Origin of the sequence: Paraburkholderia eburnea (assembly GCF_002917095.1) — a bacterium.
Classification (GTDB): Bacteria; Pseudomonadota; Gammaproteobacteria; order Burkholderiales; family Burkholderiaceae; genus Paraburkholderia; species Paraburkholderia eburnea.
This window is the reverse complement of record NZ_PQGA01000003.1, coordinates 412,625-435,127: the sequence shown is the minus strand read 5'-3', so window position 1 is coordinate 435,127 and position 22,503 is coordinate 412,625. Positions and strand designations below refer to the sequence as shown.

The 22,503-nt window shown below is 65.5% G+C and carries 19 protein-coding genes; 14 read left to right on the top strand and 5 right to left on the bottom strand.

Annotated elements, in window-relative coordinates; all coding sequences use genetic code 11:
- Window positions 1-63: 63 nt before the first annotated feature.
- The 6 genes from iscU to iscX all read left to right on the top strand — a co-directional run bounded on the left by iscU (window position 64) and on the right by iscX (window position 4,322).
- A complete protein-coding gene (gene iscU, locus B0G62_RS09940; RefSeq protein ID WP_103704005.1) occupies window positions 64-468 on the top strand; it encodes a Fe-S cluster assembly scaffold IscU in 405 nt (134 codons plus the stop codon).
- A 151-nt stretch (window positions 469-619) separates the two neighbouring features.
- Window positions 620-943 carry an iron-sulfur cluster assembly protein IscA gene (iscA, locus tag B0G62_RS09935; protein ID WP_103704004.1) on the top strand — a complete coding sequence of 108 codons (324 nt, stop codon included), beginning with the start codon at window positions 620-622 and terminating at the stop codon, window positions 941-943.
- Window positions 944-1,065: 122 nt separating this feature from the next.
- The gene (gene hscB, locus B0G62_RS09930; protein ID WP_103704003.1) at window positions 1,066-1,602 is read left to right on the top strand and encodes a Fe-S protein assembly co-chaperone HscB; all 537 of its coding nucleotides are present in this window, start codon (window positions 1,066-1,068) and stop codon (window positions 1,600-1,602) included.
- Between the two features lie 125 nt (window positions 1,603-1,727).
- Window positions 1,728-3,599 carry a Fe-S protein assembly chaperone HscA gene (gene hscA / locus B0G62_RS09925; RefSeq protein WP_103704002.1) on the top strand — a complete coding sequence of 624 codons (1,872 nt, stop codon included), beginning with the start codon at window positions 1,728-1,730 and terminating at the stop codon, window positions 3,597-3,599.
- A 157-nt stretch (window positions 3,600-3,756) separates the two neighbouring features.
- On the top strand, window positions 3,757-4,098 hold the full coding sequence (gene fdx / locus B0G62_RS09920; RefSeq protein ID WP_027814937.1) for an ISC system 2Fe-2S type ferredoxin: 342 nt from the start codon (window positions 3,757-3,759) through the stop codon (window positions 4,096-4,098).
- A gap of 26 nt (window positions 4,099-4,124) precedes the next feature.
- A complete protein-coding gene (gene iscX, locus B0G62_RS09915; RefSeq protein WP_027814936.1) occupies window positions 4,125-4,322 on the top strand; it encodes a Fe-S cluster assembly protein IscX in 198 nt (65 codons plus the stop codon).
- Between the two features lie 91 nt (window positions 4,323-4,413).
- Here iscX and B0G62_RS09910 read toward each other — a convergent pair whose 3' ends face one another.
- The 5 genes from B0G62_RS09910 to B0G62_RS09890 all read right to left on the bottom strand — a co-directional run bounded on the left by B0G62_RS09910 (window position 4,414) and on the right by B0G62_RS09890 (window position 11,309).
- Complete coding sequence (locus B0G62_RS09910; RefSeq protein ID WP_103704001.1) at window positions 4,414-5,148, bottom strand: glycine zipper 2TM domain-containing protein; 735 nt, start codon at window positions 5,146-5,148, stop codon at window positions 4,414-4,416.
- A 347-nt stretch (window positions 5,149-5,495) separates the two neighbouring features.
- Window positions 5,496-7,034, bottom strand: a complete 1,539-nt coding sequence (gene lysS, locus B0G62_RS09905; protein ID WP_103704000.1) for a lysine--tRNA ligase — start codon at window positions 7,032-7,034, stop codon at window positions 5,496-5,498.
- A gap of 121 nt (window positions 7,035-7,155) precedes the next feature.
- Window positions 7,156-8,260, bottom strand: a protein-coding gene (prfB, locus tag B0G62_RS09900) for a peptide chain release factor 2 (protein ID WP_103703999.1) whose coding sequence is annotated in 2 segments (ribosomal slippage) — window positions 7,156-8,178 and window positions 8,180-8,260 — 1,104 coding nt in all. Because the reading frame shifts where the segments join, the coding sequence is not laid out codon by codon here.
- Between the two features lie 163 nt (window positions 8,261-8,423).
- Window positions 8,424-10,130, bottom strand: coding sequence for a single-stranded-DNA-specific exonuclease RecJ (gene recJ, locus B0G62_RS09895; RefSeq protein WP_103703998.1), 1,707 nt, complete (start codon window positions 10,128-10,130; stop codon window positions 8,424-8,426).
- A 51-nt stretch (window positions 10,131-10,181) separates the two neighbouring features.
- Window positions 10,182-11,309, bottom strand: a complete 1,128-nt coding sequence (locus tag B0G62_RS09890) for a regulator (RefSeq protein WP_103703997.1) — start codon at window positions 11,307-11,309, stop codon at window positions 10,182-10,184.
- A 314-nt stretch (window positions 11,310-11,623) separates the two neighbouring features.
- On the opposite strand from B0G62_RS09890, the gene B0G62_RS09885 reads away from it, so the two are divergent.
- The 8 genes from B0G62_RS09885 to eno all read left to right on the top strand — a co-directional run bounded on the left by B0G62_RS09885 (window position 11,624) and on the right by eno (window position 22,402).
- Window positions 11,624-12,877, top strand: coding sequence for a lipoprotein-releasing ABC transporter permease subunit (locus B0G62_RS09885; RefSeq protein WP_103703996.1), 1,254 nt, complete (start codon window positions 11,624-11,626; stop codon window positions 12,875-12,877).
- Entirely contained in the window at window positions 12,870-13,601 is a 732-nt protein-coding gene (locus B0G62_RS09880) for an ABC transporter ATP-binding protein (protein ID WP_103703995.1), read from the top strand. The genes B0G62_RS09885 and B0G62_RS09880 overlap by 8 nt, the downstream gene beginning before the upstream one ends.
- A gap of 23 nt (window positions 13,602-13,624) precedes the next feature.
- Window positions 13,625-14,413 carry a TatD family hydrolase gene (locus B0G62_RS09875; protein WP_103703994.1) on the top strand — a complete coding sequence of 263 codons (789 nt, stop codon included), beginning with the start codon at window positions 13,625-13,627 and terminating at the stop codon, window positions 14,411-14,413.
- A gap of 102 nt (window positions 14,414-14,515) precedes the next feature.
- On the top strand, window positions 14,516-17,104 hold the full coding sequence (locus B0G62_RS09870; protein WP_103703993.1) for a ComEC/Rec2 family competence protein: 2,589 nt from the start codon (window positions 14,516-14,518) through the stop codon (window positions 17,102-17,104).
- Window positions 17,105-17,205: 101 nt separating this feature from the next.
- Window positions 17,206-18,009 carry an alpha/beta fold hydrolase gene (locus tag B0G62_RS09865; protein WP_103703992.1) on the top strand — a complete coding sequence of 268 codons (804 nt, stop codon included), beginning with the start codon at window positions 17,206-17,208 and terminating at the stop codon, window positions 18,007-18,009.
- 206 nt (window positions 18,010-18,215) lie between these two features.
- Window positions 18,216-19,877 (top strand): CTP synthase, encoded by a 1,662-nt coding sequence (locus tag B0G62_RS09860; protein WP_103703991.1) that lies wholly within the window; start codon window positions 18,216-18,218, stop codon window positions 19,875-19,877.
- Window positions 19,874-20,728, top strand: coding sequence for a 3-deoxy-8-phosphooctulonate synthase (gene kdsA, locus B0G62_RS09855; RefSeq protein ID WP_103703990.1), 855 nt, complete (start codon window positions 19,874-19,876; stop codon window positions 20,726-20,728). The genes B0G62_RS09860 and kdsA overlap by 4 nt, the downstream gene beginning before the upstream one ends.
- 390 nt (window positions 20,729-21,118) lie before the next feature.
- Window positions 21,119-22,402: a phosphopyruvate hydratase gene (gene eno / locus B0G62_RS09850; protein ID WP_103703989.1), complete on the top strand. Its 1,284-nt coding sequence runs from the start codon at window positions 21,119-21,121 to the stop codon at window positions 22,400-22,402.
- Window positions 22,403-22,503 lie beyond the last annotated feature (101 nt).

Here is a 22,503-nt window from a genome sequence, read left to right as displayed (position 1 = left end):
ATCGACCCCGGCCGCAGCGCACCTCGACATGCAGCGCGGCCAACGAATTGAAGGAGTGTGATCATGGCATATAGCGACAAGGTTCTGGACCACTACGAAAACCCGCGCAACGTCGGCTCGTTCTCGAAAGATGACGATGCGGTCGGCACGGGCATGGTCGGCGCGCCGGCGTGCGGCGACGTGATGAAGCTGCAGATCCGCGTGGGCGCGGACGGCGTGATCGAAGACGCGAAGTTCAAGACCTATGGCTGCGGCTCGGCAATCGCCTCGAGCTCGCTCGTCACGGAATGGGTCAAGGGCAAGACGCTCGATCAGGCGCTGTCGATCAAGAACACGCAGATCGCCGAAGAACTGGCGCTGCCGCCGGTGAAGATCCACTGCTCGATTCTCGCGGAAGACGCGATCAAGGCAGCGGTCGCCGACTACAAGCAGCGCCACACGGCGGACGCGAAGGCCGACGCGGCGTAAAAGCCGGACGCGGGCGGGACGGCGGCGTGCCCTCGGGGCGCCGCTGTGGAATGAACGATCTGGATGCAGGCAAGCCTGCGCCGAGTCGTGACGAAGCGGGCGCATGTGGAAGGCTCGCGGCGCACACGACATGGAGTAGGGCGAAAACGTTATGGCAATCTCGTTGACTGAAAAAGCGGCACAGCACGTGCAGAAGTATCTGACCCGTCGCGGCAAGGGCGTGGGCTTGCGCCTGGGCGTGCGTACGACGGGCTGCTCGGGTCTTGCATACAAGCTCGAATATGTCGATGAGCTTGCGCCCGAAGACAACGTGTTCGAAAGCCATGGCGTGAAGGTCATCGTCGATCCGAAGAGCCTGTCGTACATCGACGGCACGCAACTCGACTTCGTGCGTGAAGGCCTCAACGAGGGCTTCAAGTTCAATAACCCGAACGTGAAGGACGAGTGCGGTTGCGGCGAGTCCTTCCGCGTGTAAGCCCACGCGTTGCGCTGAAAAGGCGGCCTGTGCCGCCTTTTTGATTTTTCGAAGCCGCGCTTTGAAGCGACGCCGGCCCTGCTTGACGACCCCTTTACGACCCCACCAGAACGCTTAAACCGATGGCCTCGCTCTCTTCGCTTTCCGACAGCCACTTCGTGCTCTTTGGCCTGTCCGAGCAGTTCGCGCTCGACGCCGACGCGCTCGATCACGCCTACCGCGCCGTGCAGGCGCAGGTGCACCCGGATCGCTTCGCGGCGGCGGGTGAAGCGCAAAAGCGCGTAGCGATGCAGTGGGCCACGCGCGCGAACGAGGCGTATCAGACGCTGCGCGACCCGCTCAAGCGCGCGAAGTATCTGCTGCATCTGCGCGGCATCGACGTCGGCGCCGAGAACAACACGGCGATGGAGCCGGCGTTCCTGATGCAGCAGATGGAATGGCGCGAGGCGATCGAGGATGCGGTGGGCGCGAAGAATGTCGATGCGCTCGACGCGCTCGCGGGCGAACTGCGCGACGACGAACGCGCGCGTATGACGAAGCTCGCTGCGCTGCTCGATAGCGGCTCGAACCAGCCGGCCGCCGAGGCGGTGCGTCAACTGATGTTCATCGAGCGCGTGGCGGCGGAAGTCGACACGCAGATCGAGCGGCTGGAAGGCTGAACGGCAGGTCGACGCGTAGCGGCGTCGGCGAAAAAAGCGTAGCACCCCGGATACAGAAGGGGCCGCGCGGCGCGCGCAGGATGCGCGAAGCCCCGGCTCCAAAACAGATCAAAGCGATCACACAGATGGCATTACTGCAAATCTCCGAACCCGGCATGGCGCCGGCGCCGCATCAGCGGCGGCTGGCTGTCGGCATCGATCTTGGCACGACGAACTCGCTGGTCGCCGCGGTGCGCAGCGGCGTGCCCGACGTGCTGCCCGACGAAGACGGCCACGTGCTGCTGCCTTCCGTCGTGCGCTATCTGGCCAACGGCGGCCGCCGCATCGGCCGTCTCGCCAAGGCCGAAGCCGCCACCGATCCGCGCAACACCATCGTGTCGGTCAAGCGTTTCATGGGCCGTGGCAAGGCCGACGTCGAAGGCGCGGCGAACGCGCCCTATGAATTCGTCGACGCGCCCGGCATGGTGCAGATCCAGACCATCGACGGCGTGAAAAGCCCCGTCGAAGTCTCGGCGGAAATCCTCGCGACGCTGCGCCAGCGCGCCGAAGACTCGCTCGGCGACGATCTGGTCGGCGCGGTCATCACGGTGCCCGCGTATTTCGACGAAGCGCAGCGCCAGGCGACCAAGGACGCCGCGCGCCTCGCGGGGTTGAATGTCCTGCGCCTGCTCAACGAGCCAACCGCAGCCGCGATCGCCTACGGTCTCGACAACGGTTCCGAAGGCCTCTACGCGGTCTACGATCTCGGCGGCGGCACCTTCGACCTGTCGATTCTCAAACTCACCAAGGGCGTGTTCGAAGTGCTCGCGGCAGGCGGCGACTCGGCGCTCGGCGGCGACGATTTCGACCACGCCGTATTTGCCTACGTGCTGGAGCAAAGCGGCATCGAGCGTGCGGCGCTCGCGCCCGAAGACGTGCGTTTGTTGCTCGACCGCGCACGCGACGCCAAGGAAGCGTTGTCGTCGGCGCCGCAAGCGCGCATCGAAGTCACGCTGTCCAACGGCGCGGCCATCGCCGTGACGATCGACGAAGCGCGTTTCGAGGCGCTCACGCAGGCGCTCGTGCAGCGCACGCTCACGCCCACGAAGAAGGCGCTGCGCGACGCCAAGGTCACGGCCAAGGACGTGAAGGGCGTGGTGCTGGTGGGCGGCGCGACGCGCATGCCGGTGATCCGCCGCGCCGTCGAGCAGTTCTTCGGCCAGGCGCCGCTCACGAATCTCGACCCGGACCAGGTTGTGGCACTGGGCGCCGCGATCCAGGCCGATCTGCTCGCGGGCAACCGCGGCGGCGACGACGACTGGCTGCTGCTCGACGTGATCCCGCTGTCGCTGGGCGTGGAGACGATGGGCGGCCTCGTCGAGAAGATCATCCCGCGCAACTCGACCATCCCGGTCGCGCGCGCGCAGGAGTTCACGACCTTCAAGGACGGCCAGACCGCGATGGCGATCCACGTGGTCCAGGGCGAGCGCGAGCTGGTGTCCGACTGCCGCTCGCTCGCCCGCTTCGAGCTGCGCGGCATTCCGCCGATGGCGGCCGGTGCGGCGCGCATTCGCGTGACCTACCAGGTGGACGCGGACGGCCTGCTGTCCGTGTTCGCGCGCGAACAGCATTCGGGCGTGGAAGCGTCGGTGGTGGTGAAGCCGTCCTACGGTCTCGCCGATGACGACATCGCGAAAATGCTCGAAGACAGCTTCAAGACCGCCGATATCGACATGCGCGCCCGCGCGCTGCGTGAGGCACAGGTCGAAGCGCAGCGCGTGATCGAAGCGACGCAATCGGCGCTGGCCGCCGACGGCGAACTGCTCGACGACGCCGAGCGCGCGGAACTCGACCAGCTGGTCGCCGCGCTCGCGCAGATCGCGCCGGGCGAGGACACCGATGCGATCGAAGCGGCTACCAAGGCGCTGGCCGAAGGCACGGACGAGTTCGCGGCCCGTCGCATGGACAAAGGCATCAAGCGGGCGCTGGCGGGCAAGAAGCTCGACGAGATCGGTTAAAGGAAATTGAAGCGGCGCGGTTAAAGCGCGTCGGGCTATGTCCGCTGTCTGCGTGCTTTCCCGATGCAGCGAAGCGCGCGACGCCAGTAGAATGGGTGTGCCGCCGTCGGTGGACGGGGCGTGCCCGATATGACAAGTTTTGGATACGGAAATCAGAATGCCTCAAATCGTGGTGCTGCCCCATGTCGAACTGTGCCCGGAAGGTGCGGTGATCGACGCCAAGCCGGGTGAGAGCGTGTGCGACGCGCTGCTGGAACACGGCATCGCAATCGAACACGCCTGCGAAAAGTCGTGTGCCTGCACGACCTGTCACGTCATCGTGCGCGAAGGTTTCAACGCGCTCGAACCGTCGGAAGAGCTCGAAGACGACCTGCTCGACAAGGCATGGGGTCTGGAGCCGACTTCGCGGCTGTCGTGCCAGGCGCTCGTGCCGGCCGAGGATGACCTCGTGGTCGAGATTCCGCGTTACTCGATCAATCACGCGAAGGAAAATCACTGATCCATCCCAAAGAGGAGCGCGCAACCATGAAATGGACCGACACGCAGGACATCGCAGTGGCGTTGACGGATACCCATCCGGAAGTCGACCCACAGTATGTGCGCTTCACCGATCTGCATCGCTGGATCACCGAACTCGAGGGCTTCGACGACGATCCCGAGCGTTCGAACGAAAAGATCCTCGAAGCAATTCAGGCGGCATGGATCGAGGATGCGGGCTACTGATAGCGCGTTCTCGTGATCGATAAAAAAGGCGATTCACCGTGAAGGTGAATCGCCTTTTGTGTTTCCGGCGCGGGCCTTAATGCGTCAGGTTTCAGGCCGCGGCGAGCGTGCCGTGTTCGATCCGCACGCGCTGGCCTTGCTGGAACGGCGGCGCTTCGTGATAGGTGAAGTAGCGCGTCTTGCCGTTATCCATGCGCACGCGCACCGAATACGCAGCGGTGCTGCGCAAATGTTTCTCGACCGAATTGCCCGCGAGACCGCCGCCCAGCGCACCCAGCAGCGTCATGGCCGTGCGGCCGCCACCGGCGCCGAACTGATTGCCGACCACGCCGCCCGCAACCGCGCCGCCTACCGCGCCGATGCCGGTGCCGTGACCTTCCTGACGCGTGGCGGAAATGCCTTCGACGACGCCGCACGATACACATGCAGCCGGTTGCGGCTGTGCTTCCTGGGCGTACTGCGGTTGCTGCGCGTATTGCGGCGGTGGTGGGGCGGCCGGCGCCTGCGCTTGCTGCTGTTGGGCGGGCGTGGGCTGCGGTTGCGCGGGCGCGCTGTTCTGCGCATACTGCGCGCTCGTTGCAGGCGCAACGGCACGCGTGGAATCGACCACCGGCTGCGAGGCCATGACGCTCGTTTGGCCCGTCTGGCTTTGCGCGCTCTGCTCGGCGTTGCTGGAGGCTTTCGGGAACACGCCGGTGATGGCCGCCGTGGCCGCGAGGCTCGCGACGATCACCGCACCCGCCGCCGTGGCGACGAGGGGGTGAATCCGGCGGCGCGAATCGGCCGGCGTGGTGGGCGTGGTCAGTTTCGGATCAGGATTATTCATGACAGGCTCCGTCTTTTGCAGAGTTGGCTCAAGGTGAATCTGTCAGATCAGTCTGAGCCAATCTCGCGACCCGGGCATTTCAATTTGTAACCCGTCGTGAAGGGGCGGCGAGTGGAAAGAGGATGCCCGCCATCCACCTCGCTGCACGGCCTTGCATGGCGCGGGTTTCAGCGAGAGCGCAAAGCACATGCCCGATGTGCCCAAGTACGGCAGCGGTGGTTTTTACTCACGGTTACAAACAATCGACGTTGGCAACTCAAAAAGAAACGGGGCGCATGCGGCGTCAACCGCATGCGCCCCGTCAGGCGCGCCGTCCTCGATCAAGGGCGGCGTGGTTCGTCAGCGACTCAGTCTTCGCGGCGCAGGTGCGGGAAGAGAATGACGTCGCGGATGCTCGGGCTGTTGGTCAGCAGCATCACCAGACGGTCGATGCCGATACCGCAGCCGCCTGTCGGAGGCATGCCGTACTCGAGCGCGCGGATGTAGTCGGCGTCGTAGAACATCGCTTCCTCGTCACCGGCGTCCTTTTGCTCGACCTGTTTCTTGAAGCGCGCGGCCTGGTCTTCCGGATCGTTCAGCTCCGAGAAGCCATTGGCGATTTCGCGGCCCGTGATGAACAGCTCGAAACGCTCGGTGATGCCCGGCAGCGTGTCCGAGGCGCGCGCGAGCGGCGAGACTTCGACCGGGTAGTCGATGATGTACGTCGGTTCCCACAGTTGCGACTCGGCGGTCTCTTCGAAGAGCGCCAGTTGCAGCGCGCCCACGCCCGCGTTGAGGAACTGCGGCTGGTTCGCGTCCACGCCGAACTTCTTCAGCTCGGTGCGCAGGAACGCGGCGTCGGCGAGTTGCTCGGTCGTGTATTGCGGCGCGTATTTCTGGATCGCCTGCACAATCGTGAGGCGATGGAACGGCTTGGCCAGATCGAGTTCGCGGCCCTGGTAGTCGAGCGTGGCGCTGCCGCGCGCGTCGATGGCGGCCTGGCGGATCAGCTGTTCCGTGAAGTCCATCAGCCACGTGTAGTCCGTGTACGCGGCGTAGAACTCCATCATCGTGAATTCCGGATTGTGACGCGGCGAGACGCCTTCGTTACGGAAATTCCGGTTGATTTCGAACACGCGCTCGAAGCCGCCCACCACGAGGCGCTTCAGATACAGCTCGGGCGCGATACGCATGTACATCTGCATATCGAGCGCGTTGTGATGCGTGATGAACGGCTTGGCCGCCGCGCCGCCCGGGATCGGGTGCAGCATCGGCGTTTCGACTTCCATGAAGTTCGCGTCGGACATGAAGCGGCGCACCGACGAGATCGCCTTGGTGCGCGCCACGAACGTCTCGCGTGCTTCCGGCGTCACGATCAGGTCGACGTAGCGCTGGCGATAGCGCATTTCCTGGTCCGACAGGCCGTGGAACTTGTCCGGCAGCGGACGCAGCGACTTCGACAGCAGGCGCAGTTCCGTGCAGCGCACGGACAGCTCGCCCTTGTTGGTGCGAAACAGCACGCCCGTGGCGGCGACGATGTCACCCAGATCCCACTTCTTGAACGCGTCGTAGGTGGCTTCCCCCACGTCGGCGGGCGTGATGAAGAACTGGATCTGGCCCGAGCCGTCGCGCACCGTGGCGAAGCTCGCCTTGCCCATCACGCGCTTGAGCATCATGCGGCCCGCGATCTTCACTTCGAGCGGATTCGCTTCGAGCGCGTCCTTGTCGGTGTCGGCGTGGTCGCGTTGCAGGTCGGCGGCGTGGTGGGTGGGGCGGAAGTCGTTCGGGAAGGCGACGCCCGCCTCGCGCAGCGCGCGCAGTTTCTCGCGGCGCTCGGCGATGATCTGGTTGTCGTCGATGTCGGGCGCGGCGGTATTCTGCGCGTTCTGCTGGGTCGGTTCGGTCATGATGGCTCGGGTTCTTTGAGTTCGGTTCCTGCAGCGCCGCGCATCGCGAGGAGGCGGGGCGGCGGGAGAGGGCGGCCGCTGCACAGCAGGGCCGCCGTGGCGCATAACAATCTAAACGCTGTTACACGCCCTGTTTCAGGCTTGCGCTGATGAAGGCGTCGAGATCGCCGTCGAGCACGGCCTTGGTGTTGCTGATTTCGACGTTGGTGCGCAGATCCTTGATACGGCTGTTGTCGAGCACGTAGGAGCGGATCTGGTGGCCCCAGCCCACGTCCGACTTGCCCGCTTCGAGCTTGTCCTGCTCCGACTGGCGCTTGCGCATTTCGGCCTCATACAGGCGCGATTTGAGCATGGCCATGGCTTCGGCGCGGTTGCGGTGCTGCGAGCGGTCGTTCTGGCACTGCACGACGATGCCCGACGGAACGTGCGTGATACGCACGGCGGAGTCGGTCTTGTTGATGTGCTGACCGCCCGCGCCCGAAGCGCGGTAGGTATCGATACGCAGATCGGCCGGATTGACTTCGATCTCGAACGAATCGTCGATTTCCGGGTACACGAACACCGACGAGAACGACGTGTGGCGCCCGCCCGACGAATCGAACGGCGACTTGCGCACGAGGCGGTGAATGCCGGTTTCGGTGCGCAGGAAGCCGTAGGCGTATTCGCCTTCGACCTTGATGGTCGCGCTCTTGATGCCGGCGACGTCGCCTTCGGATTCTTCGAGCACTTCGATCTTGAAGCCCTTGCGCTCGCAGTAACGCACGTACTGGCGCAGCAGCATGGACGCCCAGTCGCACGCCTCGGTGCCGCCAGCGCCGGCCTGGATGTCGATGAAGGCGTTGTTCGGATCGGCCGGGTTCGCGAACATGCGGCGGAACTCGACATCGGCCACGCGCTTTTCGATCTCCTGGGCGTCGGCTTCGATGGAGACGAGCGTGTCCTCGTCGCCTTCCTCGCGTGCCATCTCGAAGAGATCCAGCGTGTCGCGCGTGTCGTTCTCGATGCCGTCGAGCGTGTGCACCACACCCTCAAGCAGCTTCTTTTCTTTCCCGAGACCCTGGGCGTGTTTGGAGTCGTTCCAGACGTTGGGGTCTTCGAGTTCGCTGTTGACTTCGACGAGCCGTCGGGCTTTTACGTCGTAGTCAAAGATACCCCCGGAGCTCGCCCGCGCGTGAGCGCAGGTCCGCCAAGAGGGCTTCGATCGCGTTGAGACGTTCCGCTTCCATTTTTGTCGTGATCCGGCGTGTAAAACCTTGAATTATAGCCGATTGGGCAGGGCTTGGCCCGGCCCACGGGCGGCTGCGTAACGAGCCGGCGGCCCGTTGCGGCACGTTTTCGGATCGCGCTTTGAATCGACTGGACGGCGGCTGAAACGCGGACGTCGCGGGGTCAGAGCAGCGCGTGCTCCACCACCAGTTGCACGCGCGACACGCCGTTCCAGGTGTCGCTCACGAGCCGGTAGGCGATGGTGGTGTGCTGGGGCAGCGTTTCGGTATGGTTGAACCAGATGGCGTTGAAGCGCTGGCGTCCGCGCAGCAACTGGAGTTTCAGATGCTTGTCCTTCACGAGCGCCTGCGAAGCCACCTCGAATTCGCCCGAAAACACCGGCGCCGGGAAGCCCTGCCCCCAGACCGCGGCATCGATCATCTGGACGAAATCGGGCGAGAAATAGGCGTCTTCCAGGTCGCCGTCGGTTTCCACGGTGCGCGCGAGCGCCTCGGCGCTGAGCCATTCGCGGCCCACGCGCTCGAACGCGGCGGCAAAGCGCGGCACGTCGGCGGCGGCGAGCGTCATGCCCGCGGCCATCGCGTGGCCGCCGAACTTGTGGATCAGGCCAGGCTCGCGTTTGGAAATCAGATCGACGGCGTCGCGCAGATGGAAGCCGGGAATCGAGCGGCCCGAGCCCTTGACCAGCTCGCCTTCGTCGTCGGCGGGCGCGAAGGTGAAGGACGGGCGATGGAATTTTTCCTTGAGCCGCCCCGCGACGATGCCGATCACGCCCTGGTGCCAGCCCTCGTTGAAGAGCGTAAGCGTGGCGTTGTCCTGCGGATCGACGTCGGCGAGATCGGCGAGCGCCTGCTGCTGCATGCCCGCTTCGATTTCGCGGCGCTCGCGGTTCATCCCGTCGAGCTGCTGCGCGAGTTCCCATGCGCGGCCCGCATCGTCGGTGATCAGCAATTCGATGCCGAGCGACATGTCGGAGAGCCGGCCCGCCGCATTCAGACGCGGGCCGAGCGCGAAGCCCATGTCGAAGCCCGAAGCGGTTTTCGCCTCGCGGCCCGCGGCGCGGAACAGCGCGGCGATGCCCGGCTGCATGCGGCCGTTGCGGATGCGTTGCAGACCTTGCGCGACCAGCACGCGGTTATTGCTGTCGAGCCTCACGACGTCGGCGACGGTGCCCAGCGCGACCAGATCGAGCAGGCCGTCGAGGCGCGGCTCGGGGCGCGCGTCGTTGAACGCGCCGCGCTTGCGCAGTTCGGCGCGCAGCGCGAGCAGCGTGTAGAACATCACGCCCACGCCCGCGATGCACTTGCTCGGAAACTCGCAGCCCGGCTGGTTCGGATTGACGATGGCGCGCGCGTCGGGGAGCGTGTCGCCGGGCAAATGGTGGTCGGTCACGAGGACTTCGATGCCAAGCTCGTTGGCCGCTTCCACGCCTTCCACGCTGGCGATGCCGTTGTCCACCGTGATCAGGACGTCAGGCGGGCCGCCCTTGCGTTGCGCCGCGAGCGCGACGATTTCGGGCGTGAGGCCGTAGCCGTACTCGAAGCGGTTCGGCACGAGATAGTCGATCTGCGCGCCCATCATGCGCAGGCCGCGCACGGCCACGGCGCAGGCGGTCGCGCCGTCGCAGTCGTAGTCGGCGACCACGAGCATGCGGCAGTCCGCTTCGAGCGCATCGGCGAGCAGTTCGGCGGCTTCGTCGAGTCCCTTCATGCCGGTGGGCGGAATCAGGCGGGCGAGGCCGGTTTCGATGTCGTCGGGACTGCACACGCCACGCGAGGCGTAGAGCCGCGCGAGCACCGGATGCAGGCCGTGACGGATTAGCGCTTCGGTATCGGCGGGGGAACAGGCGCGGGTGACGATTCGGGTCATGCGTGACGGCTTTTAGCGTGAAGTGAAGCGGTTATCGGATTATTCGACGGCTTATTCGATGAAGAGCGACGCGAATTCGCGGCGTCGCCAGAATTTGCGCAGGTCGCCGCGCGTCGCGGTGAGCGTGACCGAGCCGGTGTCGCCGCACAGCGTCACGGCCAGTTCGGCCAGTTCGCGATTTTCGAGCGCGGCGAGCGCGGGCGCGAACCAGTCGCGCTCGATCTGGGCGAACGCCGCGTTCCAGCGGCCCCAATCCTGCTGGATATAGGCGGCGGAAAACGGATCGAGCTCGATGAGCGTCGCGCCCGAGGAGTTGGCGTTCGCGGTGGTTGTCGCGTTGAAGTACGCGCCGAATGTGGCGGGCACCTCGCCCAGTTCCGCACCGCAGGCAAGCGCGAGTCCACGCGTGGCTGCCGCGTCCGAGCGCACGCGGGCGAACGCGCGCTGCACGGGCCGCAGCGCGCCTTGCGCGTGGAACCAGATCGAGTTGACGGCGGGCAGGCCGCGCGCCTCGCGCGCTTCGTTGACCGGGTGCTCGAACCAGGCCATCTGCACCTCGTTCTGCACCTTCATCCACGTGCGCGAGCGCTGGCCGGAATGCGCTTCGTGCGGCAGCCAGATTTCGATGTTGCGCCCGCTCGCGCGCAACGGCGACGCGCCCGCGAGCGTGCCGAACCGATCGCTCGACAGATACCAGCGCTGCGGCGTGGGGGCTTCGACGCGGATGCCCAACTCCTCGATCAGGGGCCTTGCGACCGCGAAGAGCGCGTCGGCGTCGGCGTCGGTCAGTTCGAGCGAGGCGGGGTCGATCAGCACCAGATGGTCGTGCGCGATCCGCACGTGCACGGGCTGGATGCAGGCCCAGATGGCGTCGCCGGGCGTGCCGCCGTCGGCCAGCAGCATCCACGGGGCGAGCGGCGCTTCGTCGTCCGCGGCCGCGCCGTTTGCCGTGCTGTTCGACGTGGCAGCGGCGCCGAATGCGCGCGCGACCCAGCGCTCGTGCGGCAGCGTGCGCTGGAAATCCTCGCCAATCACCTGATCGCCCACCCGCGCGCGCGCGATCAGCTTTGAGAGCGCGGGGTACTGAAGGCCGGCGAGGGCCGTGGACGCCACGGCCGCCGAGGGCAGCGCGAACGGAACGAGAAGATGGAGACGGTCAGCAGGCATGATGGAGCGCATTGTACTTCGGAGCCGGGTACGCGCGGCTCGGGACTCGGGGCGTGCGCGCCTGAGCGGATCGCGGCGCGGCAAGCCGGGCTCATACAAATCAGCCACTTACGTGCGGACTGATACAAATCTGCGCGGCACCTGCGGGCGGATTGCGCGTCCAACCAGCGAGGCGCGAATGGCCGTGCACGATGCCGCAAAGCCCTTTGGGGCGCGGTAGTGTGGCAAACTTCGCGCTTGATCGCCGATATGTTCCGGCACGCAAAGCAGCAACGAAGAAGCAACGCAAAAGCAACGCAGAAGCAACGAAGCACAAAAGGATTCGCTTGAAACTTCCCTACGAGTGGCAGATAGGCTGGCGCTACACGCGCGCCGGCAAGCGCACGACCGGCAACGGTTTCATTTCGTTCATCGCGCTCATATCGATGTCGGGCATCGCGCTCGGCGTTGCGGCGCTGATCGTCGTGCTGTCGGTGATGAACGGCTTCCAGCGCGACGTGCGCGACCGCATGCTCTCCGTGCTCGCACACGTCGAGATTTTCTCGCCGACGGGCTCGATGCCCGACTGGCAGCTCACGGCGAAGGAAGCCAAAACCAATCCCGAGGTGATCGGCGCCGCGCCCTACGTGGACGCCCAGGCGCTGCTCACGCGCGGCGACAGCGTGAGCGGCGTGGCGCTGCGCGGCGTGGAGCCGTCCGAAGAGCCGCAGGTCTCGGACATCGGCAAGGAAATGAAGCTCGGCAGCCTGAACGATCTGACGCCGGGCGGTTTCAACATCGTGCTCGGCGCGGATCTGGCTGTGAGCCTTGGCGTCACAGCGGGGGACAAGGTCACGCTGGTCGCGCCCGAAGGCACCATCACGCCTGCCGGCATGCTGCCGCGCCTGAAGCAGTTCACGGTGGTGGGCGTGTTCGAATCGGGGCACTACGAGTACGACAGCACGCTGGCGCTCGTCAATATCCGCGACGCCGAGGTGCTGTACCGGCTCGCGGCGCCCAGCGGCGTGCGCCTGCGCCTGAAGGACATGCAGCGCGCGCCGGCGGTCGCACGGCAGCTCGTGCACACGCTCTCGGGCGACCTTTATATTCGCGACTGGACCCAGCAGAACAAGACGTGGTTCTCGGCCGTGCAAATCGAAAAGCGCATGATGTTCATCATCCTCACGCTGATCATCGCCGTGGCCGCGTTCAATCTGGTGTCGTCGCTCGTGATGACGGTCACCAACAAGCAGGCCGATATCGCCATTTTGCGCACGCTCGGCGCGCAGCCCGGCTCGATCATGAAGATCTTCGTGGTGCAGGGCGTGACGATCGGCTTCGTGGGGACGGCGATTGGCGTGGCGCTCGGTTGCCTGATCGCGTGGAGCATTCCGTGGCTCGTGCCGATGATCGAGCATTTGCTCGGCGTGCAGTTCCTGCCGCCTTCGGTCTATTTCATCAGTGAGCTGCCTTCGGAACTCGTCCCCGGCGACGTGATCCGCATCGGCTTGATTGCGTTCGTGCTCTCCGCGCTGGCGACGCTTTATCCCAGCTGGCGCGCGGCCAAGGTACGTCCCGCGGAGGCACTGCGTTATGAATGAGCGTCAATCGATCCAGGCCGCCGCAGGCGATTACCCCTACGTGATCGAAGCGCATGGCATCTCGAAGGTATTCGGCCAGGGCGCGCTCTCGGTGCAGGTGCTGCACGACACCGACATCACGGTGAAACGCGGCGAAAAGCTCGCGATCGTGGGCGCGTCGGGTTCGGGCAAGAGCACGCTTTTGCACGTGCTGGGCGGCCTCGACGAGCCGGGTACGGGTAACGTCAAGCTGCTCGGCAAGCCGTTCACGGAGTTGTCCGAGCGCGCTCGCAACGATCTGCGCAATCGCGCGCTCGGCTTCGTCTATCAGTTCCACCATCTGCTGCCCGAATTCTCGGCGCTCGACAACGTGGCGATGCCGCTGCGCATCCGCCGCATGCCGCAGGAAGCGGCGCGCGCCGAAGCGCTGGCGATTCTTGAGCGCGTGGGGCTTGCGCATCGCGCGCGGCATCGTCCGGGCGAGTTGTCGGGCGGCGAGCGCCAGCGTGTGGCGATCGCGCGCGCGCTCGTGACGAAACCCGCCTGCGTGCTCGCTGATGAGCCGACCGGCAATCTCGACGGCGGCACGGCGGACAACGTCTTCAACCTGATGATGGAACTGTCCGACCAGTTCGACACCAGCTTCGTGATCGTCACGCACGACGCCGATCTGGCGGCGCGCTGCGACCGCATCGTGCGCCTGCGCGAGGGCATGCTGCACGAAGAGCCGGTCGTGCCGGTCTGAACGAAGACCGGAGCGCGCCCGCGATGTGGATCGATACGCATTGCCATCTCGATGCCGGCGAATTCGACGCTGACCGCGATACGGTCGCGTCGAACGCGCGCGCGGTGGGGGTCTCGCGCATCGTGATTCCGGCCGTGGCGCGCGAGAACTTCGACACGGTGCGCGCGCTTGCGCATCGCACGCCCGGCGCGGTCTACGCGCTGGGGATTCATCCGCTCTACACGCCCCACGCGCGCGATGAGGACATCGCTGAGCTGCGCACGCGGATCGAGGCGAGTCTCGACGATCCGAAGTTCGTCGGCATCGGCGAAATCGGTCTGGACTTTTTCGTGCCGGGACTTGACGCGGCGCGCCAGCAGCACTTCTACGATGCGCAATTGCGGCTCGCGCGCGAATTCGATCTGCCCGCCATCTGTCACGTGCGCAAGTCACAGGATAAGGTGCTCGCGGGCCTGCGCCGCAATGGCGTGCGCAGCGGCATCGCCCATGCGTTCAACGGCAGTTTTCAGCAGGCCAACGCCTTCATCGAACAGGGCATGCGTCTGGGTTTTGGCGGCAACACGACGTTCGAGCGCGCCTTGCAGATCCGGCGTCTCGCGCAGCAGTTGCCGCTGGAGGCGATCGTCATGGAAACCGATGCGCCCGATATCTCGCCGTCCTGGCTTTACAGGCAGCGCAACACGCCGGATCAGGTGCCGGGCATCGGCGCCGTGCTGGCGGCCTTGCGCGGCATGACGCCCGACGAACTCGCCCTTGGCACAACGGCTAACGCTGCGGCGGCGCTGCCGCGGCTCGCGCTTTCGTCTGCATAATTTCCCCGTGAGGTGAGGCGCTTTGCGCGCTTTGAAGCGGCGACGTGACGTTGCGAGAGCAAGGTCGCGCGGGCCGCGTTTCGCCTCGTTTCGGGAGGGGCGATGCGGGTTGTATGGTGCGGATTTGCGCTGGGCGTGATCGCGTTGCAGCGGCAGGCGACGTTGCCGGGTTGGGGCGCGTGGGTCGCGCTGGCGGTGTGCGTGACGCTGCTGATCGCGTGGACGGTTTGGGCCATGCGCGAGCGCGAAAGTGCGCGCGGCTGGCGATCGGTTCGCCGTGCTTCGGCGTGGCTGGCGATCTGGCTGGCTTCGGCTTGTATCGGTCTGGGCTACGCGGCCTGGCGCGCGGAACTGCGGCTCGCGCGAACGCTTCCCGCTGCGTGGCAAAAGCGCGATGTGGAAGTGACAGGGCATATCGTCCGGATGCTGTCCCAGGATGGGGACGCCGCGAGCTTTCTATTTTCGATGGAATCCTGGGGCACGGCCGGGACGGCGGGGCAAAAGCTGCCCGATCTCGTCCAGTTGAGCTGGGTCGCGCGGGATGCACCTTTGCCGCCGCTCGTGCCCGGCGCTCGATGGCGGTTGAACGTGCGGCTCAAACGTCCGCATGCGGAAGGCAACTTCGGCTTGCGCGACGGCGAGGCGACGCTGCTTTCGCGCGGTGTGCGTGCAACCGGTTACGTGAGCGACGAACAGCACGCCCGGCGTCTGCTGCCGGATGCCCACGGCTTGAGTGTGGGGATCGAGCGTGCGCGGGCGGCAGTGCGCGCGCGAATCGACAGGGTGCTTGTGGATGCGCCGCATCGCGGCATTGTCATCGCGCTTGCGACCGGGGCGCAGGACGACGTCAGCGACGACGACTGGCGGCGGTTGCGCAACACGGGCACGAGTCATATCGTGGCGATTTCGGGCTTGCATCTGGCCTTTGTCGCCGGGCTGGCGGGGTGGGCCGCAGGGGCGCTCTGGCGGCGTGTGCGCTGGCGTGGCGTCGAGGCGCCGCTCATCGTGCCCGCGCAGCAAGTGGCGGTGACGGGCGCGGTACTGGCTGCGGCGGCTTATGCGGCGCTCGCGGGGTTCAACGTGCCGGTGCAGCGCGCGCTATGGATGCTGGCGGTCACGGCGGTCGCGCTCTGGCGCTCGCGCGAGGTGTCGCGAAGCCATGTGCTGGCCTGGGCGCTCGGGCTGGTGCTCTTGCGCGATCCGTGGGCGGTGACGGCAGCCGGTTTCTGGCTGTCGTTTGGCGCGGTCGGGGCCATTCTGTTTGCGGCGAGCGGTGTGCCGCGCGTTCGCCGCAGCGATGAATCCGCGCTATCTCCGGACGAACGCGATCCGATGCGCGATCACGACGCCGCGCCGCCGCACGCGGGCCGTTTGCGTGCGGCCGGGCTGCGAGTCGTGGCGATACTGGCGATTTTCGATGCCGCACGCTGGCGGCAGGTCATCCGCCGCAGCGCGAGCCGGATGGCCGATAGCGCGCGCGTCCAGTGGGCGGTCACACTGGCGCTGGCGCCGCTAACCGCCTACTGGTTCATGCAGATCCCGCTAATCGGCCCGCTCGCGAACGCGGCGGCGATACCCTGGGTGAGCCTGTTCGTGACGCCGATGGTGCTGGCCGGCGTGGCGCTTCCCGCGCCGCTCGACGGCTACGCGTGGCAAGCAGCGCATACGATGCTGGATTGGCTGCTTGGCGCACTGGGGACGCTCGAAGGCTGGCCGTGGGCCTTGCTGCGCCTGCCGCAGCCGGGCGTCTGGGCGCTGGGTTGCGCGGGTGTCGGTGTCGCCTGGCTGCTCGCGCCGCGTGGCTGGCCGCTGCGCTGGCTCGCTCCGCTCACGTGGCTGCCGTTGCTGTTGCCGTCGCCGCCTGGCCCGGCGCCGGGTGCGTTCCGGCTCAGCGCGCTGGACATCGGGCAGGGCACGTCGGTGCTCGTCGAGACCTCGCGTCACGCCTTGCTGTTCGATGCGGGGCCGGGGCCCGAGTCGACGCATGCGGGCGAGCGCATCGTCGTGCCTTATTTGCAGACGCATGGCGTGAAGCGGCTCGACACCCTCATGATCAGCCACGACGATTCCGATCATTCGGGCGGTGCGCCCGCCGTGCTCGACGCCGTACCGGTCAGCGAGTTCGTCGCGGGCATTCTGCCGCATCATCCGCTTTGGGCGGCCGCGCATAAGCTGGGCGCGCAGACTGTGCAATGCGCAGCGGGGCAGCGCTGGCAGTGGGATGGCGTGGCGTTCGAGGTGCTTTGGCCGGACGCGGGACCGCTCATCGGCAAGCCCAATATGCATTGCTGCGTGCTGCGGGTTTCCACGATGCAGGGCGGCGCGGGCGCGGTTTCCGCCTTGCTCGCCGCCGATATCGAAGCGGGCGCCGAGCGCACACTCGTCGCTCGCGACGCGGCTGGGCTGCGCTCGCAGGTGCTCGTGGTGCCGCACCACGGCAGCCGCACGTCCTCGACCGAGCCGTTCCTCGATTCTGTCTGGCCGCTCGTCGCGATATTTCAGGTAGGCTATTTGAATCGCTTTCATCATCCGCACCCAGGCGTGTACGCGCGTTACGCGTCGCGCCATATCGTGCTCGCGCGCAGCGACGCCGATGGTGCGGTGCGAATCGAAGCCGCGCCCGGCACGCTCGCCGTCGAACGCTTTCGCGATACGCAGCGGCGCTACTGGATGGAAGCGGCGCCTGATTGACGCAGGAAAGCGCTGCAACAACACAAACAAGACCAGGCGGGCAGGCGGCGTGCCATCGCGCGCGACGGCTCACCGCCCACTGGAACGGAGACAACAAGACATTGAAGAACGTCATCCATTTTTCTCACGCAAACGGCTTTCCGGCTTCGACCTACGGCACGCTCTTCGCCGAACTGGGCGATACCTATGAGCTGCGCTACATCGAGCGCATCGGCCACGACACGCGCTTCCCGGTGACGCGCGACTGGCCGCACCTCGTCGATCAATTGCTGGAGGACATCGGCCGTCGCTATGAAGAGCCGGTCTGGCTGGTCGGTCACTCGCTCGGCGGCTATCTGTCGCTGATGGCGGCGCTGAAGAAACCGCAGTGGGTGAGGGGCGTGGTGATGCTCGACTCGCCCGTGATCGCGGGCTGGCGCAGCAGCATGCTCAAGGTGTCGCAGTGGACCGGTCTGGACGAGCGCCTCTCGCCTGCGGCGGCCACGCGCGCGCGGCGTACCCAGTGGGCGAGCCGCGACGAGGCCTGGCGCCATTTTCATTCGAAGCCCGCGTTTGCGCGCTGGGACGAGCGCGTTCTGTCCGACTATATCGATCACGGCATTCCTCAGACTTCGGCCGACGGCACGCGCACGCTCGCCTTCGACCGTCGCACCGAGTATCTGATCTATCGCACCTTGCCGCATACCTTCGGCACGCGGCTCGCGCATGGCTCGCCGGTGCCGGTCAGCTTCATCGCGGGCACGCAGTCGAAGGAGATGCGCCAGGTCGGCATCGCGGCGACGCGGCGGCTTGCCGGCGAGCGGCTCGAATGGATCGAAGGCAGCCATCTGTATCCCATGGAGCGGCCGATCGAAACCGCGCGCGCGGTGCAACGCATGCTCTATGCGATGGAGAACGGCGGCTGAAAATCGGCCAAAGCGCTGAGTGGATCCAGGCGCAAATATGGCGCGGTCAAAGGGAACGATCAAAGGGAGCGATCGCCCAGTATGAGACAGGGATGTTCGCGAAGGTGCGTGGCGGCGGCGCGCCCGATTGTGCAAAGTGCTCAAGCAAAATTCAGGGTTAGCCCTTGCTTTACGGTATAATCCGTTTTTCCCGCGAGCATCCAGCGATGACCAAATATGTTTTCGTCACCGGCGGCGTAGTTTCTTCCCTTGGCAAGGGTATTGCCGCCGCCTCCCTCGCCGCGATCCTCGAATCGCGCGGTCTGAAAGTCACCCTCCTCAAGCTCGATCCCTACATCAACGTCGACCCCGGCACGATGAGCCCGTTCCAGCACGGCGAAGTGTTCGTGACGGAAGACGGAGCGGAGACTGACCTCGACCTCGGCCACTATGAGCGCTTCATCACCACGAAGATGCGCAAGGCCAACAACTTCACCACGGGCCAGATTTACGAATCGGTGATCCGCAAGGAACGCCGCGGCGATTATCTCGGCAAGACGGTGCAGGTCATTCCGCACATCACCAATGAGATCCAGGCATTCGTCGAACGCGGCGCGGCTTCCGCGACGTGCGGCGAGCCGGACGTCGCGATCGTCGAAGTGGGCGGCACCGTAGGCGACATCGAGTCGCTGCCGTTCCTCGAAGCCGCGCGTCAGATGAGCCTGCGCCTCGGTCGCAACAGCTGCTGTTTCGTGCACCTGACGCTCGTGCCGTTCATCGCGACGGCGGGCGAACTCAAGACCAAGCCCACGCAGCACAGCGTTCAGAAGCTGCGCGAAATCGGTATCTATCCGAACGTCCTGCTGTGCCGCGCCGACCGCCGGATTCCGGACGACGAGCGCGCGAAAATCTCGATGTTCTCCAACGTGCCGGAAGACTCCGTGATTTCGGTGTGGGACGCCGACAGCATCTACAAGATTCCGCAGATGCTGCACGATCAAGGCCTCGACTCGATCGTCTGCGACGAACTGAAGCTCTCCGCCAAGCCCGCCGATCTGTCGATCTGGTCGGAAATGGTCGAAAAGCTCGAAAACCCGCAGCACGAAGTCACGATCGGCATGGTCGGCAAGTATGTCGATCTGACCGAGTCGTACAAGTCGCTGATCGAAGCGCTGCGCCATGCATCGATCAAGACCTCGACCCGGGTCAACATCGAGTACATCGATTCCGAACAGATCGACGAAGAGGGCGTGGACAGCCTCAAGCACCTCGACGCGATCCTCGTGCCGGGCGGTTTCGGCCGTCGCGGCACCGAAGGCAAGATCAAGGCGATCCAGTACGCCCGTGAAGCGAAGGTGCCGTACCTCGGCATTTGCCTCGGCATGCAGCTCGCCGTGATCGAATTCGCCCGCGACGTCGTGGGTCTGAAGCACGCGAACAGTACGGAATTCGACCAGGACACGCCGGACCGCGTCGTCGCGCTCATTACCGAATGGGCCGACCGCGAAGGCAAGGTCGAAAAGCGCACTGAAGATTCGGACCTCGGCGGCACCATGCGCCTCGGTTCGCAGCGTTGCCCGATCAAGCCCGGCACGCTCGCCTCGGAAATCTATGGCAAGGACGTGAACGAGCGCCACCGCCACCGTTATGAAGTCAATAACGGCTACGTGCCCAAGCTCGAAGCCAGCGGCCTTATCATCAGCGCCCGTACCCCGAGCGAAGATCTGCCGGAAATGATGGAACTGCCGCGCGAGATGCACCCCTGGTTCGTCGGCGTCCAGTTCCACCCGGAATTCACGTCCACGCCGCGCGACGGCCATCCGCTGTTCAAGGCGTATGTCGAAGCGGCAGTCGCGCATCAACAGGCGCGCGCTGAGGAGAAAGCATGAATCTGTGCGGTTTCGAGGTCGGTCTGTCCAAGCCGTTCTTCCTGATCGCGGGCACCTGTGTCGTCGAATCTGAACAGATGACGATCGACACGGCGGGCCGCCTGAAGGAAATCACCGCGAAGCTCGGCATCCCGTTCATCTACAAGTCGTCGTTCGACAAGGCCAATCGTTCGAGCGGCAAGTCGTTTCGCGGTCTGGGGATGGACGAGGGTCTGCGCATCCTGTCCGAAGTGAAGCGTCAGCTCGGCCTGCCCGTGCTGACGGACGTGCACACGGAAGAGGAAGTGGGGCCGGTGGCGTCGGTCGTGGACGTCCTGCAGACGCCCGCGTTCCTGTGCCGCCAGACCGACTTCATCCACGCGTGCGCGCGCTCGGGCAAGCCGGTGAACATCAAGAAAGGCCAGTTCCTCGCGCCGCACGACATGAAGAACGTGATCGACAAGGCGCGCGATGCAGCGCGTGAAGCGGGGCTTTCCGAAGACCGCTTCATGGCGTGCGAGCGCGGTGTCTCGTTCGGTTACAACAACCTCGTTTCGGATATGCGCTCGCTTGCGATCATGCGCGAGACGGCGGCGCCGGTCGTGATGGACGTCACACACTCGGTACAGTTGCCGGGCGGCCAGGGCACGAGTTCGGGCGGCCAGCGCGAATTCGTGCCGGTGCTCGCGCGCGCGGCCGTCGCTACGGGCGTGGCGGGTCTCTTCATGGAGACTCACCCGAACCCGGCGCAGGCGAAGTCCGACGGCCCGAACGCCGTGCCGCTCGACCGCATGGCCGACCTGCTCGAAACGCTCGTGACGCTCGACCAGGCGGTCAAGCGCACGCCGTTCCTCGAGAACGACTTCAACTGATTCACGTAGGACCGCACCGGCGCACTTCATGTGCGTCGTGTGCTTTGTCGTATAGCGTTGTTGTATAGATTGGGCATTTTGAGCGCCGCTTCGATTGCATGAGCGGCGCGATGGAGGAGCCGCGGCGAGCGGCCCGGCGGTGCAGCAGGTGTCATGAAGCGATGCCATGCTGTGCCCGCAGGTCTCGCGCCGCGCCGGATGTACAAGGCAGCGTGGCGGCGCAGCGGTTACGGCAAGTGCGTAACCCTCGCGCCGCAACAAGTTGAACCCGATGACCACGCCGCCTGTCCCATATGACGGTGTGTCCCGCACGAGCACGAAACAGCGCATCGCGGGGCTATGCAGATGGCGTGTGTCTCGCAAGAATTACTGTCATTTCCTGAGGAAACCATGAGTGCAATCGTAGATATCATCGGTCGCGAGATTCTGGATTCGCGCGGCAATCCCACCGTCGAATGCGACGTGCTGCTCGAATCGGGCACGATGGGCCGCGCGGCAGTGCCGTCGGGCGCATCGACCGGCTCGCGCGAAGCGATCGAGCTGCGCGACGGCGAAGCCGGCCGCTACAACGGCAAGGGCGTGCTGAAGGCCGTCGAGCACATCAACACCGAAATCTCCGAGGCAATCATGGGCCTCGACGCGTCGGAACAAGCCTTCCTCGACAAGACCCTGCTCGAGCTGGACGGCACGGACAACAAGTCGCGCCTGGGCGCGAACGCCATGCTGGCCGTGTCGATGGCCGTCGCGAAGGCCGCCGCTGAAGAAGCCGGCCTGCCGCTGTACCGCTACTTCGGCGGCTCGGGCGCAATGCAACTGCCGGTGCCGATGATGAACATCGTCAACGGCGGCGCGCACGCGAACAACAGCCTGGACATCCAGGAATTCATGATCGTGCCGGTGAGCCAGCCGACCTTCCGTGAAGCGCTGCGTTGCGGCGCGGAAGTGTTCCACGCGCTCAAGAAGATCCTCTCGGATCGCGGCATGAGCACGGCCGTGGGCGACGAAGGCGGTTTCGCTCCGAACTTCGGCAGCAACGACGAATGCCTCTCGACCATCCTGCAAGCGATCGAAAAGGCTGGCTACCGCGCCGGTGAAGACGTGCTGCTCGCGCTCGACTGCGCGGCCAGCGAGTTCTACCACGACGGCAAGTACCAGCTCGCGGGCGAAGGCCTGCAACTGTCGTCGGCCGAGTTCGCCGACTACCTGGCGACGCTCGCCGACAAGTTCCCGATCGTCTCGATCGAAGACGGCATGCACGAGTCCGACTGGGCCGGCTGGAAGCTCCTGACCGACAAGCTCGGCAAGAAGGTCCAGCTGGTGGGCGACGACCTGTTCGTCACCAACACGCGCATCCTGAAGGAAGGCATCGACAAGGGCATCGCCAACTCGATCCTGATCAAGATCAACCAGATCGGCACGCTGACGGAAACCTTCGCAGCGATCGAAATGGCCAAGCGCGCCGGCTACACAGCCGTCATTTCGCACCGCTCGGGCGAAACCGAAGATTCGACCATCGCGGACATCGCCGTCGGCCTGAACGCCGGTCAGATCAAGACGGGTTCGCTCTCGCGTTCGGACCGTATCTCGAAGTACAACCAGCTGCTGCGTATCGAGGAAGATCTCGGTGATATCGCCAGCTATCCGGGCAAGTCGGCGTTCTATAACCTGCGCTAAGCGGACCCGAGCCCCGGCAGCGGCCTTGCTGTCCCACTTCGTTATCCCTTCCGCCGCCCTGCGTTAAGCGCAGGGCGGCGTGTATTTATCCGGCACCACTC